The following is a 13,986-nucleotide window of genomic DNA, read 5'->3' on the forward strand; positions in this document are numbered from 1 at the left end:
CATGTCTCAGACGACTTCCCCGGAGTACGACTACGAGGTCGCCGTCGTCGGCGGCGGTCCGGCGGGCGCGTCGGCCGGCGTGTTCTGCGCTCGGGAGGGGCTGGAAACGGTCGTCTTCGACCGCGGCCGCTCCTCGCTCAAGCGCTGTGCCCACCTGGAGAACTACCCCGGCTTCCCCGCGGGCATCGATGTCGGGACGCTGTACGACCTGTTGCACGACCAGGTCGAGACGGCGGGCTGTACCATCGTCCCGGATATGGTCGAGTCCCTGCGGCGGCCAGACACGGGCGATGGATTCGTCGTGGACCTGCAGGATGGGGAGCCAGTCACTGCCCGGCGCGTCGTCGCAGCCACGCGTTACGACGGGTCGTACATGCGTGGGCTGGACGACGACGACGCGATGTTCGAGACGACCGAGCACGACGGCGAGACCACCGAGTCGTTCGACCGAGGGTATCCGAACCACGACGGGACGACGCCGGTTCCAGACCTCTACGTGGCGTCGCCGTCCGAGGGGTCACAGCAGGCTATCGTCGCGGCCGGGCGAGGTGCACGCGTGGCCCGCAAAGTCATCACGGACGCGCGGGTCGACGCCGGCTGGTGGCCGGCGGTCGCCGAGGGCGTCGACTGGGTCCGACGCGAGGCCGAACTCGACGACGAGTGGGACGACCGCGAGACGTGGGGCGAGTGGTTCGACGAGTACTACGGCGAGGACGCCCCAGTCGACGTCGACTCGGACCGCTACCAGCGCGTCCGGGCGGCGGTTCTCGACGACAGGCTCTCGTCGTACATCGGGCCCGACGAGCGGGCCTCGCGAGCCGAGGCCGGTCAGGAGCGCCTGGCCGGTCACCTCGACCCCGAGGCCGTCGTCGCCGGCTGTGACGGGCGCGAACTGCTCGATGCGATGGACGACGACGTGATAGCGGCGCACCTCGACGGCGAGGCCGGTCCGCTGGGGGTGAACGCCGATGGCGAGTGAGACGCCGAGCGCTCGCACGACCCGCCGGGAGCGCTGGTTGGGCTGGTTCGACGGCTCGCTCGCGACGCTCTGTCTCGGGAGCCTGGCGGTCGTCGTCGTCGGCGCCCTCGTCCAGGTGAGCTACGGTGCCTACTCGATGACAATCGCGGAGGCCTGGGCGGCCGTGTTCGACCCGGACGTTATCTTCAGTCTCCGGGCGTGGGACGCGTTCCTCTGGGGGATGGCGGTTCCGGAGATGAGCACGGCGAGTCTCATCGTCTGGAACATCCGGCTGCCGCGGGTGTTCGTCGCCGTCCTCGTGGGGATGAACCTCTCCGTCTCCGGGGCCATCTTCCAGGCGGTCACCCGCAACGAACTCGCCAGCCCGTTCATCCTCGGCGTCTCCTCGGGCGCGGGGCTGATGATTCTGCTCACGCTGGTCGTCTTCACCGGGCTGACGGCGCTCCTGCCGCTGGCCGCCGCAGTCGGCGGCGCCTTCGCCTTCCTCATCGTCTACGGCATCGCCTGGAAGAACGGCACCTCGCCGGTCCGGCTCGTGCTGGCCGGCGTCATCGTCGGCACCATCTTCAGTTCCTTCCAGACGGCCCTGTTCTTCTTCGCCGACGACATCGGCGTCGTCCAGAGCGCCGTCGCGTGGACCACCGGTTCGCTGACCGGCACCGACTGGGAGCAGGTCCGGATGGCCCTGCCATGGACGGTCGTCGCGATGGGGCTGGCGCTTGTCGGCTCCCGACAGCTGAACGTCCTGTTGCTGGGCGAACGGACCGCGAAGTCGCTCGGGATGTCCGTCGAGAAGGTCCGCTTTGCTCTCTCGGGGGTCGCCGTGCTGGCCGCCGCCGCGAGCATCGCCGTCGCCGGCATCGTCGGCTTCGTCGGCCTCATCGTCCCGCACATGGTCCGCAACATCGTCGGGAGCGACTACAAGAAGCTCATCATCGGGTGTCTCTTCGCGGGACCGGCGCTGATGGTCGGGGCCGACGTCGGCGCTCGGCTCGGGATGAGCGTGCTCGCGGGGACGGACACCCAGATTCCGGTCGGTATCGTCACCGGGCTCGTCGGGGGGCCGTACTTCCTCTACCTGATGCGTCGACAGGACTCACTGGGGGAAATCTGATATAGGGACACATCGGCCCTCGGACCTCCGAAACGCCGCGGGCTACGTGAGCCAGGGCACCTTCCTCTTCGACGGAACAGTGGCCGAGAACATCCGCTACGGCCGCTTCGACGCGAGCGTCGAGGCGGTACGCGAGGCCGCTCGTGCCGCCAGCGCTCACGGGTTTATCGCGGAGATGCCGGCGGCTACCCCTTGCTCGAAGCGGGCGGCTTCTATGCGACGCTGTGGCGGGCCCGGGCCGGCGACGCCCACACTCTCGCCGCGGACAGTGTCAAAATTTAGGCTAGCCTAAAAACCGGTGCCGTTATATACCTTTTAGGCTAGCCTAAAAGCATGAGTGAGCGGAAACCAACACGGAGAGAGATGCTACAATACGGCGGCGCTGTGGCCGCCGGGGTGGGACTCACCGGGTGTTCGGACCTCGCCGGGCAGTCCGGTCCGGGGACGCCGACCGGGAGCGGGAGCTACACGGTCGAGATGTTCCCCGTCGGCGAGGTCGAGTTCGACGGCGTACCCGAGAGCGTGACCACCTACAACAAGGGCTGGGCGGACATGGTCGCCTCACTCGGGCAGGCATCGAAGCTCCGCACCGACCGGCTGAGCGCACCGACGCTGTTCTACGACCGGTTCGACATCGACTACGATTACGACTACCCCCCACTGTGGCAGGACGGCGGCTGGTCGAAGGAGACGTTCTACGAACGCGACGCCGACGCCTTCCTCATCGACCCGAACCTCCTGACGAACTGGGACGACAACTGGGACGAGTCCGACACCGAGGATATCGCCACGAAGGTCGGGTCCTTCTTCGGCTGTCACAACCGCCGTGTTCGCGGACAGTGGCAACAGGAACTGGGCTACCCCGAGAACGCTCCCTCGATGCTGGAAGCGTTCGATAAAGTGGGCACGGTGCTCGACGAGCGAGCCCGAACCGACGCGTGGCTCGACCTCCACGAGGAGCTGCAGTCGACGGTCCAGTCCCGGCTCCCCGACGGTGATGACACCCCCTCTATCGGACTCATCAACGGCGGTTCCAGCCCGGGCCAGGGCGAGTTCTACGTTCTCTACCTGGAGGACAACGGCTACGAGATGAAACCCTACCGCGACCTCGGACTGGTCGACGACGACGCCTTCGCAGGCGTCGAAACCGGGCAGTACGGCCTCACCGACTACGAGACCATGCTGGAGGTCGACCCCGATATCATCCTCGTCCACTGGGGCATCACGACCGGGTCGGTCACCTCCGGCGGCGACGGCGCCTTCGACGCCGAGCAGTTCCGCGCTGAGTACGTCGAACCCATGGAGAACGACGAGGTCGGCAGCGAACTGACCGCAGTTCAGGAGGGTCGCGTACTGCCGGGTCCCACGGCCGAACAGGGCCCGCTCATCAACGCCTTCCAGACGGAACTGACCGCCCGACTGTTCTTCCCCGAGGAGTTCGGCGAAGTCGACCTCGACGCTCCACTGGACGCCCCGGAATCTGAGCAGCTGTTCGACCGACAGCGAGTCGCGGACATCGTCAACGGAGACATCTGACAATGAACGACGACACCACACGAAACGGACCGACGCGCAGAGACACCCTCAAATACGGCAGTGCAGTCGCAGCGGGCCTCGGACTGGCTGGCTGTTCGGACCTCGCGGGCCAGCCCGGCGACAACGGGACGCCGACCGGGGCCGGCCAGTACACGGTGAACATGGCCCCGATGGGCGAGGTCCAGTTCGACTCGGTGCCCCAGCGATGGGCCGCCTACGACGGCGGATACGCTGATATGGCCGTCGCGCTCGGACAGGCCGACGGGCTGACCGGCGTCGGCGATGCCGACCGCTACTACCGCTACGTCTACGACGACCTCCCCGGCGTCAGCGTCGACGAAACGACCCTGTCGGCACACCCGGAAGTCCGGACGAGAGAGCAGTTCTACGACCTCGAAAGCGACGTGCATCTGTACGACCCACAGATGCTCGTCAACTGGTTCGACTGGAGCGAGTCGGACGTGGCGGAGATTCGGTCGGGCGTCGCCCCCTTCGTCGGGAATCTCATTTTCCGTCGGTCCGACGAGTGGCACGACTACCCCTACTACACGCTGTACGAGGCCTTCGAGAAAGTCGCGCAGGTCTTCCGGCAACAGGCGCGCTACGACGCGTTCGAACGGCTCCACGACGAGTTCATCGAGTCCATCCAGAGTCGGCTCCCGCCGGAGAGTGAGCGGCCGACCGTCTTCCTCACCTACGAGGGAACCACCGAGCCGTCGACGTTCTCGCCCTATCGACTCGACGACGCGGGGACGAGCAAGAAGCAGTGGCGTGACCTCGGTGTCTCGGACGCACTGGCCGAAACCGACGTCGAACAGCTCAGCTCCAGCGAGCGCTCGGAACTGGACTACGAGAACCTCCTGGAAATCGACCCCGAGGTCATACTGGTTCGGGGCCACGAGCGGAAGTCGCCGACCGAGTTCCGCGACACCGTCCTGTCGTACATGCAGGACCACCCCGTCGGAGGCGAACTGACCGCCGTCCGGAACGAGCGGGTGTACCGCGGCGGCTACCTCCATCAGGGACCGATTCACAACCTGTTCCTGACCGAACGGGCGGCGAAACAGCTGTTCCCCGAGGAGTTCGGGGACGTGACCGGCGATGCGGAGCTGTTCGACCGCCAGCGGGTCGCGGACATCGTCACGGGGGAGTTCGACCAGTGAGCGACCAAGACGCGGCAGCACCGACCCGACGGGAGGCGCTGACGGCCGCCGGGACGGCGGCTGCGCTCGGACTGACGGGCTGCTCGGACCTCGTGAACGGTTCCGCGTCCGAGCGACACACGGGGACACGGAGCCAACCGTACTCGGTGACGATTCCGCCTGCCGGGGAGGTCACGTTCGAATCGGTTCCCGATATCTGGGTCGCCGAGAACGCGAGCTGGGCCGATATGGGCGTCGCGCTCGGCGTCGGCAAGCCCAGCGCCGTCGTCCTCACCGGCGAGTACCGGACGTGGCCCTACGACGACATCCCCGGGCTCTCGACGAGCAAGGACGGCATCACCTCGCTGTGGCAGGACGGCATCACGCGAGAGCGGTTCTACGATATCGACGCCGGCGTCCACTTCATCGACCCGAACTACATGACGAACCTGATTCCCAACTGGAACCGGGAAGATGTCGACAACGTCAGCCAGAACGTCGCGCCGCTGTGTGGCAACACGAGTTTCTCGACGTACTCGTGGCACGACAGCTACCCGTACCTGTCGCTGTACGAGGCCACCGAAAAGGTCGCCCAGGTGTTCCAGCGGACGGCCCGATTCGATGCGCTCCGGACCCTCCACGACGACACCATCGCGGCGATACAGGACCGCCTCCCGCCGGAACGCGACCGGCCGGAAATCGCGCTCCTCTCGCCGGGGTCGACGGAACCGGAGCAGTTCTATCCGTACCGACTCGGCGACCGGACGGCCTACAAGCACTGGCGGGACCTCGGCGTGCGCGACGCCCTCGCGGGCTCCGACATCCAGAGTTTCACCTCGGACCGCGGCTCCATCGACTACGAACCGCTGTTGGATATCGACCCGGAGGTGCTCATGTTCTACACGGACAGATACCGGACTGCGTCCGACTTCCGGGACACCTACCTGTCGTTCATGCGTGAACACAGCACGGCGAGCCGTCTTTCGGCCGTCCAGACCGGAGACGTCTATCCGGCTGGCGGGATGTATCAGGGACCGATTCTCAACCTCTCGAAGACGGAGCGAGCGGCCACGCAGCTGTTTCCCGACGAGTTCGACCGGAGCGAGGAGCTGTTCGACCGCCAGCGGGTCGCGGACATCGTCAACGGCGACACGGACCCCTGACGGCGTCGCCCAATCCGGACACAGTACCGACGCCGCCGAATTTTCCGCCGCTCTGGAGCCCCGCTGTCCCGGCCGGAAGGTGATTTGCTATCGCGCTATACGATTTATCTGCTCGGCCGAAATCACCCCAGAAGGCCAACTCGTAAGGTCGCCGGGGGCGACCCACCACCTATGACACTCCGACGACCCCCACTGGCGGGGGTGTACGAGGGCGCGAGCCTCACCGACTTCGGCGGTTGGGAGATGCCCGTCGAGTTCGACTCTATCCGCGCCGAACACACCGCCGTTCGCGAGGCGGTCGGAAAGTTCGACGTCTCGCACATGGGCCAGGTGACGGTGTCCGGGCCGGACGCGCTCGAACTCACCCAGCGGCTGACGACCAACGACGTCGCCGAACTGGCGCCGGGCGACGCCCAGTATGCGGGCATCACCGACGAGGACGGGCGTCTCATCGACGACACCGTCGTCTACCGGTTGCCCGCCGTGTCCGACGACGACTACCTCTTCGTTCCCAACGCCGGCCACGACGGCGAGATGACCGAGCGGTGGGCCAGCCATCTGGACCGATGGGGGCTGGCGGCGACAGTGACCAATCGCACCGAGGAGTACGCGATGATAGCGGTACAGGGGCCCGACGCCGAGACACTGCTCGGGGCCGAGACGGCGCTGGCGCTCGGCTCGCTGGGCCGCTTCGAGGTGGCGAGCGGGGCCGTCGCCGGGGTGGACGCCCTGGTCGCGCGCACCGGGTACACCGGCGAGGCCGGCTTCGAGATACTCTGCCCGGCGGCCGACGCGGCGGCGGTGTGGACGGCCCTGGACTGCCAGCCCTGCGGGCTCGGGGCGCGGGACACCCTCCGCCTGGAGATGGGCTTTCTGCTCTCGGGGGAGGAGTTCCACCACCGCGACGAACCGCGGACGCCCTACGAGGCCGACATCGGCTGGACGGTCGCCCTCGATACGGAGTTCGTGGGGCGGGACGCGCTGGCCGCCCAGGCCCGGGACGGGGTCGACGAGCGGCTCGTCGGGCTGGAGCTACTGGACCGCGGGGTCCCGCGTCACGGCTACGCGGTCACCGACACCGAGGGCGAGGCGCTTGGCCACGTCACCAGCGGGACGATGAGCCCGACGCTGGGGGTCCCCATCGCGCTGGCGTACCTCCCGACCGAGTACGCCGAACCGGAGCGTTCCGTCGAGGTCGTCATCCGCGGCGAACCGAAGGAGGCACGTACCCGGGCGACGCCATTCATCGATAGATGAGCTTCGACGTACCCGACGACTGCCACTATCTGGCATCGCACGAGTGGGTCCGAACCGACGACGGCGCCGCCCGGGTCGGTATCTCAGACTTCGCACAGGACGAACTGGGCGACGTGGTGTTCGTGGAGCTGCCCGACGAGGGCGACGAGCTGACGGCTGGCGAGGAGTTCGGCGTCGTGGAGTCCATCAAGGCCGTCTCGGACATCTACGCGCCCGTCTCGGGGACCGTCACGGCAGTCAACGACGTCCTCTTCGACCGGCCCGAACTGGTCAACGAGGACCCGTTCGGCGAGGGGTGGATGCTCGAACTCGACCTGGCCGACGAGAGCGGGCTCGACGAGCTACTCGACGCCGACGCCTACCGCGACCAGATAGAGTAGGGGCGGGCCGCCGGGGGTCGAACCGGGATAATCATATGCAGGCGGTCGCAACGCTCACTCACCAATGTTCGTCCGCGGGACGGTACGCCGATTTTCGGGACAGCTACCATGACAAGCCCCTACGCCCCACATACAGACGCCGAGGCCCAGGCGATGCTCGACGCGGTCGGCGTCGACGACATCGAGGCGCTGTTCAACGTGCCCGACTCGGTTGCCTTCGACGGCGAGTTCGGTATCCAGTCGCGCGGCGAGCGCGAGGCGCGCCGAGAGGCGGCCAAATTGCTGGGTCGGAACGACGACCTGACCGAGTTCCTCGGCCGGGGGCACTACGCCCACTACGTGCCGAGCGTGGTCGACGACCTGGCGAGCAGGTCGGAGTTTCTGACCTCCTACACGCAGTACCAGCCCGAAGTCACGCAGGGGTTCCTGCAGGCCCTCTTCGAGTACCAGTCGATGCTGGTCGAGCTGACGGGGCTGGACGTGGCAAACTGCTCGATGTACGACGAGGCGACGGCGCTGGGCGAGGCGGCGACGCTCGCCCAGCGGGTCCGCTCCGTCTCCGGCGAGACGGTGCTGGTGCCCGACCACCTCCGGGAGGACAAGCGCGCCGTCCTCGAGAACTACGCCGACGGCCCCGGCCTGTCGGTCGAGTCGTATCCGATGGCCGACGGGCAGGCCGACGTTGACGCGCTCGCCGAGGCCGTCGACGAGGACGTGGTGATGGTGTACGCCGAGACGCCCACCGTTCGGGGCGTCATCGAGGAACGGCTCGCCGACATCGGCGCCCTCGCCGACGACCACGACGCGCTGTTCTGCCTGGGCACGGACCCCGTGGCGCTGGCGCTGCTCGAGCGGCCCGCCGACGTGGGCGCCGACGTGGTCGTCGGCGACGCCGCCTCGCTGGGGACGGGCACCGCTTACGGCTTCGGGCTCGGGATGTTCGCCACGCGCGAGGAGTTCCTCCGGCAGGTACCCGGCCGACTGGTCGGCGCGAGCGAGGACGGCGAGGGCCGCCGCGCGTACACGCTGACCCTGCAGACCCGCGAACAGCACATCCGCAAGGAGCGGGCCACTTCGAACATCTGTACGAACCAGGCGTGGGTCGCCCTGCGGGCCGCGATACACGCGGCCTGGCTCGGCCCCGACGGGCTCGTGGAACTGGCCGAGGACTGCGTGACCCGGCCGCGGGACCTCGCGGCCCGACTGGACGACGTCGTCGGTGTCCAGGCCCCGGTCCACGGCGGCCACCACTTCCGTGAGTTCGTCGCCCGGACCGACCAGCCGGCCCGCGCGGTCGCCGACGACCTCGCCGGGGAGGGCTATGCCGTCCACACCGTCGGCGAGCACCTGATTCAGGTCTCGGCCACCGAGGTGACCGCCGAGGCCGAAGATGGCCTCGTCGGGGCGCTCACGGAGGTGGCGAAATGACGACCTACGACCAGGCGAGCTGGGCCGACGAGGACGGCGAGCGCTACGAACCGCTGCTTTCCGAGAAAGCGACCGAGACGGTCGACATCGAGGACTCGCCCCTGCCCGACGAGCTGACGCGGGACTCGCTTGAGCTGCCAGCCCCCGCAGAGCCGGAGATAGCCCGCCACTACACCCGGCTCTCCCAGATGAACTACGGCGTCGAGAGCGGCCCCGTTCCGCTCGGCTCCTGTACGATGAAGTACAACCCCTCGTTTACCGAGGACATCACGGCGCTGCCGGCGGCCGCCGTCCACCCCGACCGCCCCGACAGCACCGTCCAGGGGACGCTCGCGCTCTGTTACCGGCTCCAGGACTACCTGGGGCGCATCGGGGGGATGGACGCGGTGACGCTACAGCCCCCCGCCGGCGCCGCCGGCGAGTTCACCGGCATCCGGGTCGCGAAGGCCTACCACGAACACAACGACGACGAGCGCTCGGAGGTCGTCATCCCGGACTCGGCCCACGGGACCAACTTCGCCACGGCGGCGATGGCCGGCTACAGCGTGGTCGAACTGCCGAGCGGCGAGGACGGCCGCGTCGACATCGAGGCCCTTGAGGCCGCCGTCGGCGATGAGACGGCCGCCCTGATGCTGACGAACCCGAACACGCTCGGGCTGTTCGAGCGCGACATCGAGGAGATAGCCGATATCGTCCACGACGCGGGCGGGCTGCTGTACTACGACGGCGCGAACCTCAACGCCCTGCTGGGGCGGGCCCGACCGGGCGACATGGGCTTCGACGTGATGCACTACAACGTCCACAAGACGTTCGCGACGCCCCACGGCGGCGGCGGCCCGGGCGCCGGTCCCGTGGGCGTCACCGAGGAGCTGGCGCCGTTCCTGCCGGACCCACACGTCCGCGAGCGCGACGACGGCGACGGCCGCGGCGACTACGAGCACTACCGCCCCGCCCACTCCATCGGCAAGGTCCACGGCTACTACGGCAACTGGCCGGTGCTGGTGAAGGCCTTCGCCTACATCAGCCGCCTGGGCGACTCCGGGCTCGCGGACGCCAGCGCGAAGGCCGTCCTGAACGCGAACTACCTCGCCGAGCGGATACCCTACGACGTGCCCTTCGGCCCGTTCCACCACGAGTTCGTCGCCAGCGCGGGCGAGCAGGACGCCGCCGACGTGGCCAAGGGGATGCTCGACCACGGCGTCCACCCGCCGACGACGAAGTGGCCCGAGACGGTGCCCGAGGCGCTGATGACCGAGCCGACGGAGGGCGAGAGCAAGCGGTCGCTGGACCAGCTGGCCGCCGCCTTCGAGGCCGTCCACGGCGAGGACGACGGGACGCTCGCCTCCGCGCCCCGCCGGACCGCCGCGGGCCGCATCGACCAAGTCTCGGCGGCCCGGAACCCGCGGCTCTCCTGGCAGGCGCTCGATTCTGACGACTGATAATCCCGGCCGCCCATTTATATGGGTGTAGGGGACAGTTCAGGTACTGACGCGCATGTCCGAACAGGCTATCGTTCTCCACGTTCGTCCGACCCCCACCGGCGGGGATGGCCTGTCACCCCTGTCCGAGGGGCTGGACCGACCGGTCCGGACCGCGAACGCCCCGGCGGCGGCGCTCGACGCTATCGACGAGGCCCACGTCGCCGCCATCGTCTGTGAACACGCCCCGGACGAGGGGCTGGACGGGCTGGCGGTCCTCGAAGCGGTTCGAGCCGACCGCCCAGAGATTCCCGTCGTCCTCGTGACCGACGAACCCGACGGCCGCGTCGCCGCCGCGGCGACCCGCCTCGGCGTGACCGAGTACGTTCATCGGACCGACACCGACCCCACGGAGCGGGTCCGGGAACTGGTTCGCGAGGCCTCGACACCTGCGACACGGGGTGGCCGCGAGCGGGAACTGGAGCGTAACAACGAGGCGCTGCACCGGCTGACCGAACTGGCGGCGACCGACGCGCTCTCCGACGAGGAGATACTCGACCGCGTCCTCGAACTCGGTGCCGACCGCCTCGGCCTCTCGCTTGGCTACCTGAGTCGCATCGAGGGGGACGAGTACGAGGTCGTCTCGGTCGCCGGCGACCACGACGTCATCCGGGACGGCGCCGTGACCGAGCTGTCAAACACCTACTGTCGCCGCATCGTCGCGGACGACCGCGAGCAGTTCGGAATCGCCGACGTGGCCGCCGAGGGATGGGAGGACGACGCGGCCTACCGGACTTCGGGGCTGGCCTGCTATCTCGGCGGGAAGGTGGTGGTCGACGGCGAGCTGTACGGGACGCTCTGTTTCGCCGACGAGGCGCCCCGGACCGACCCCTTCTCCGAGAGCGAGCAGACGTTCACGCGGCTGCTCGCCGAGTGGACGAGCCGCGAGCTGGAGCGCCGCCAGCGCAAGGCGGACCTCGAACAGTACGAGAACGTCATCGAGGCCGTCGACGACGGTATCTACGCGCTCGACGAGACGGGCCACTTCCGGCTGGTCAACGACGCCATGACGGAGCTGACCGGCTACGGCGAGGCCGAGCTGCTGGGCGCTCACACGAGCAGGATAAAGTCCGACGAGGTGGTCGAACGGGCCGAATCCATCGTCCGGGAGATGATATTCGACCGGGCGGACGACGAGGAGACGTTCGACCTGGCGATACAGCGGGCCGACGGCTCCTCGTTCCCCGCCGAAGACCACATGACGCTGCTGTGGGACGACGACGGCGAGTGGTTCGAGGGGACGGCGGGCATCATCCGCGACATCACCGCCCAGAAGGAACGTGACCAGCGGCTCTCCGGCCTGCTGGAGACGACGCGGTCGCTGATGCAGGCCCAGACCGCCGAGGACGTGGCCGAGACGGTCGTCGCGGCCGCCGAGTCCGAGCTCGGCTTCGACCTGAACCTCGTGCGGCTCTACGACGAGGAGACGGGGACGCTGAAACCGGTCGCCGCCACCGACGGGGTGCCCGACCGACCGGTGTACGACGCCGACGAGGCGAACCCGGGCAGGGCCTATCAGCGCGGTGAATCCGTCCGCGTCGACGACTTCAGCGAAGTGACAAACTACGACGACCGGGACGCAAACGCCGCGATGTACATCCCGCTCGACGGCCACGGGGTGTTGAGCGTCGCGACCTACAACACGGAGACCTTCAGCGACGCGGACGTCTCGGTCGCCGAGATACTCGCCTCGAACGCGGCGGCCGCGCTGGACCGAGTCGAGCGCGAACAGGAGCTGCTGCGCTACGAGACCGTCATCGAGAACGTCCGCGACATGGTGTACGTCCTCGACGACGACGGGCTGTTCCAGCTCGTCACCGAGCCGCTGGCCGACTGGCTGGGGTACGAGCGCGACGACCTCCGCGGGAGCCACCCGCGCAGCGTCCTCGACGAACAGTCCGTGGCCGTCTTCGACAGGCGCATCCAGGAGCTCCGCGAGGCCGGCGAGGACGGGACGATTCGGCTGGAGACGACGCTGTACAGCGCCGACGGCGAAGAGCATCCGGTCGAGATAGAGGTGTCGCTCATCGACGAGGCCGGCTTCCGCGGCACCGCGGGCGTCGTGCGCGACCGGACGGAGTTAGAACAGACCCGCGAGGAGCTGCGCGACGAGCGGGACCGCTTCTCGTACCTGTTCAACAACCTCCCGGACCCCGTCGTCGAGCTGGAGTTCGACGACGACGCGCCCCTCGTCCGGTCGGTCAACCCCGCGTTCACCGACGTCTTCGGCCTCGACCGACACACCGTCCTCGACGGCGAACTCGACGAGTACATCCTCCCGCCGAACGACGAGGCCAAGCGGGAGGCCGCCCGGCTCGACGAGCGGGGCGCGGAGGGCGAGACCGTCCAGGCCGAAATCCGCCGGCGAACCGCCGACGGCTTCCGGGATTTCCTCTTTCGCGGGGTCCCCTACCGACGGGACGGCAGCGTCTGGAGCTTCGGTATCTACACCGACATCACCGAGCAAAAAGAGCGCCAGCGGCGGCTGGAAGTCCTCAACCGCGTCCTCCGGCACAACCTCCGCAACGACCTGACGGTCGTCCTCGGGCTCGCCGACGAGCTCTACGAGGGGACCGACAACGAGCGCCACCGCGCGTTGCTGGACCGGCTCATCTCGAAGGCCGAACAGATAGCATCGCTCAGCGACCGCGCCCGCGAGATAGAGCGCTCGGTCAGGCGCGACGACGCCGACACGACCCCGGTCGAAATCACCGACGCCGTCGAGTCCGTCGCCAGGCAGTACGGCACCCAGCACGGGCTGTCGATTGCGGTTTCGACGCCGGACGCGCCGGTGATGGCCGCGGACGGCCGGCTACATCGCGTCGTCGACGAACTCATCGAGAACAGCCTCAAACACGCCGGCGACGACCCGACCGTGTCGGTCGAGGTCGACCCCTCGCCCGAGACGGTGTCGGTCACCGTCGCCGACGACGGGCCGGGCATCCCGGACCACGAACTCGACGTGTTGACCGGCACGGAACCGATTACCCAGCTGAGCCACGGGAGCGGGCTGGGGCTGTGGCTCGTCATCTGGGTGATAGAGTCCTACGGCGGGACCGTCCGATTCGAGAACACCGCCGACGGCGCGTCGGTCACGCTGACGCTCCCGCGGACCGATATCTAGGTCGCCGCGCGAATCTTCTCGGCCAGCACGCTGTACTGGTCGGTGCCGGTCCCCTTCTGGACGAAATCGGTCACGCCGGCGTCGGCGGCGTCCGGCCTGACGTCGGCCGGCTCGCGGGCGCTAAAGAGGAGAAAGGGAATCGCTCGCTCCCGCTCCCGAAGCTCCGTACACAGCTCCAGGCCGTCGAGCCGGGGCATCTTGTAGTCGCTGACGACGACGTCGTAGTCGTCGGTCAGCGCCATCTCCAGGGCGGTCTCCGGGTCGGCTTCGCTGGTCACCTCGAGGTCGTCCTCCTGCTCCAGAAATGTCTGGACGATTTCGAGTACGTCTCTGTCCTCGTCGACCAGGAGCACGTCGATACTCATCTACCGAGAATATCGCCTTC

At 68.2% G+C, this 13,986-nt stretch carries 11 protein-coding genes; 10 read left to right on the plus strand and 1 reads right to left on the minus strand.

What is annotated here, in order from left to right; translation table 11 throughout:
* Position 1 precedes the first annotated feature (1 nt).
* From NJQ98_RS17015 to NJQ98_RS17065, 10 genes are all read left to right on the plus strand, one after another.
* On the plus strand, positions 2-979 hold the full coding sequence (locus NJQ98_RS17015; protein WP_262180857.1) for an FAD-dependent monooxygenase: 978 nt from the start codon (positions 2-4) through the stop codon (positions 977-979).
* Positions 969-2,093, plus strand: coding sequence for a FecCD family ABC transporter permease (locus NJQ98_RS17020; protein ID WP_262180859.1), 1,125 nt, complete (start codon positions 969-971; stop codon positions 2,091-2,093). The genes NJQ98_RS17015 and NJQ98_RS17020 overlap by 11 nt, the downstream gene beginning before the upstream one ends.
* A 333-nt stretch (positions 2,094-2,426) precedes the next feature.
* Complete coding sequence (locus tag NJQ98_RS17030) at positions 2,427-3,629, plus strand: ABC transporter substrate-binding protein (protein WP_262180861.1); 1,203 nt, start codon at positions 2,427-2,429, stop codon at positions 3,627-3,629.
* A 2-nt stretch (positions 3,630-3,631) separates the two neighbouring features.
* A complete protein-coding gene (locus NJQ98_RS17035; protein ID WP_262180862.1) occupies positions 3,632-4,792 on the plus strand; it encodes an ABC transporter substrate-binding protein in 1,161 nt (386 codons plus the stop codon).
* Entirely contained in the window at positions 4,789-5,934 is a 1,146-nt protein-coding gene (locus NJQ98_RS17040; protein ID WP_262180864.1) for an ABC transporter substrate-binding protein, read from the plus strand. The genes NJQ98_RS17035 and NJQ98_RS17040 overlap by 4 nt, the downstream gene beginning before the upstream one ends.
* Before the next feature lie 171 nt (positions 5,935-6,105).
* Positions 6,106-7,191: a glycine cleavage system aminomethyltransferase GcvT gene (gcvT, locus tag NJQ98_RS17045; protein ID WP_262180866.1), complete on the plus strand. Its 1,086-nt coding sequence runs from the start codon at positions 6,106-6,108 to the stop codon at positions 7,189-7,191.
* A complete protein-coding gene (gene gcvH / locus NJQ98_RS17050) occupies positions 7,188-7,571 on the plus strand; it encodes a glycine cleavage system protein GcvH (protein ID WP_262180868.1) in 384 nt (127 codons plus the stop codon). Before gcvT ends, gcvH begins: the two co-directional genes overlap by 4 nt.
* 108 nt (positions 7,572-7,679) lie before the next feature.
* On the plus strand, positions 7,680-8,999 hold the full coding sequence (gene gcvPA, locus NJQ98_RS17055; RefSeq protein ID WP_262180870.1) for an aminomethyl-transferring glycine dehydrogenase subunit GcvPA: 1,320 nt from the start codon (positions 7,680-7,682) through the stop codon (positions 8,997-8,999).
* Positions 8,996-10,438, plus strand: a complete 1,443-nt coding sequence (gcvPB, locus tag NJQ98_RS17060; protein ID WP_262180872.1) for an aminomethyl-transferring glycine dehydrogenase subunit GcvPB — start codon at positions 8,996-8,998, stop codon at positions 10,436-10,438. The genes gcvPA and gcvPB overlap by 4 nt, the downstream gene beginning before the upstream one ends.
* A 55-nt stretch (positions 10,439-10,493) precedes the next feature.
* Positions 10,494-13,601: a PAS domain S-box protein gene (locus NJQ98_RS17065; protein WP_262180873.1), complete on the plus strand. Its 3,108-nt coding sequence runs from the start codon at positions 10,494-10,496 to the stop codon at positions 13,599-13,601.
* Here NJQ98_RS17065 and NJQ98_RS17070 read toward each other — a convergent pair.
* Positions 13,598-13,966: a response regulator gene (locus NJQ98_RS17070; protein ID WP_262180875.1), complete on the minus strand. Its 369-nt coding sequence runs from the start codon at positions 13,964-13,966 to the stop codon at positions 13,598-13,600. The genes NJQ98_RS17065 and NJQ98_RS17070 overlap by 4 nt on opposite strands.
* Positions 13,967-13,986 lie beyond the last annotated feature (20 nt).

Source organism: Haloarcula laminariae (genome assembly GCF_025457605.1).
Taxonomy (GTDB): Archaea; Halobacteriota; Halobacteria; order Halobacteriales; family Haloarculaceae; genus Haloarcula; species Haloarcula laminariae.

Coding starts and splice junctions, on each gene's coding strand:
- NJQ98_RS17065 (WP_262180873.1), top strand. CDS start 10,494: ATGTCCGAACAGGCTATCGTTCTCCACGTTCGTCCGACCCCCACCGGC.
- gcvPA (WP_262180870.1), top strand. CDS start 7,680: ATGACAAGCCCCTACGCCCCACATACAGACGCCGAGGCCCAGGCGATG.
- NJQ98_RS17015 (WP_262180857.1), top strand. CDS start 2: ATGTCTCAGACGACTTCCCCGGAGTACGACTACGAGGTCGCCGTCGTC.
- NJQ98_RS17035 (WP_262180862.1), top strand. CDS start 3,632: ATGAACGACGACACCACACGAAACGGACCGACGCGCAGAGACACCCTC.
- NJQ98_RS17030 (WP_262180861.1), top strand. CDS start 2,427: ATGAGTGAGCGGAAACCAACACGGAGAGAGATGCTACAATACGGCGGC.
- gcvH (WP_262180868.1), top strand. CDS start 7,188: ATGAGCTTCGACGTACCCGACGACTGCCACTATCTGGCATCGCACGAG.
- gcvPB (WP_262180872.1), top strand. CDS start 8,996: ATGACGACCTACGACCAGGCGAGCTGGGCCGACGAGGACGGCGAGCGC.
- NJQ98_RS17020 (WP_262180859.1), top strand. CDS start 969: ATGGCGAGTGAGACGCCGAGCGCTCGCACGACCCGCCGGGAGCGCTGG.
- gcvT (WP_262180866.1), top strand. CDS start 6,106: ATGACACTCCGACGACCCCCACTGGCGGGGGTGTACGAGGGCGCGAGC.
- NJQ98_RS17070 (WP_262180875.1), bottom strand. CDS start 13,966: ATGAGTATCGACGTGCTCCTGGTCGACGAGGACAGAGACGTACTCGAA.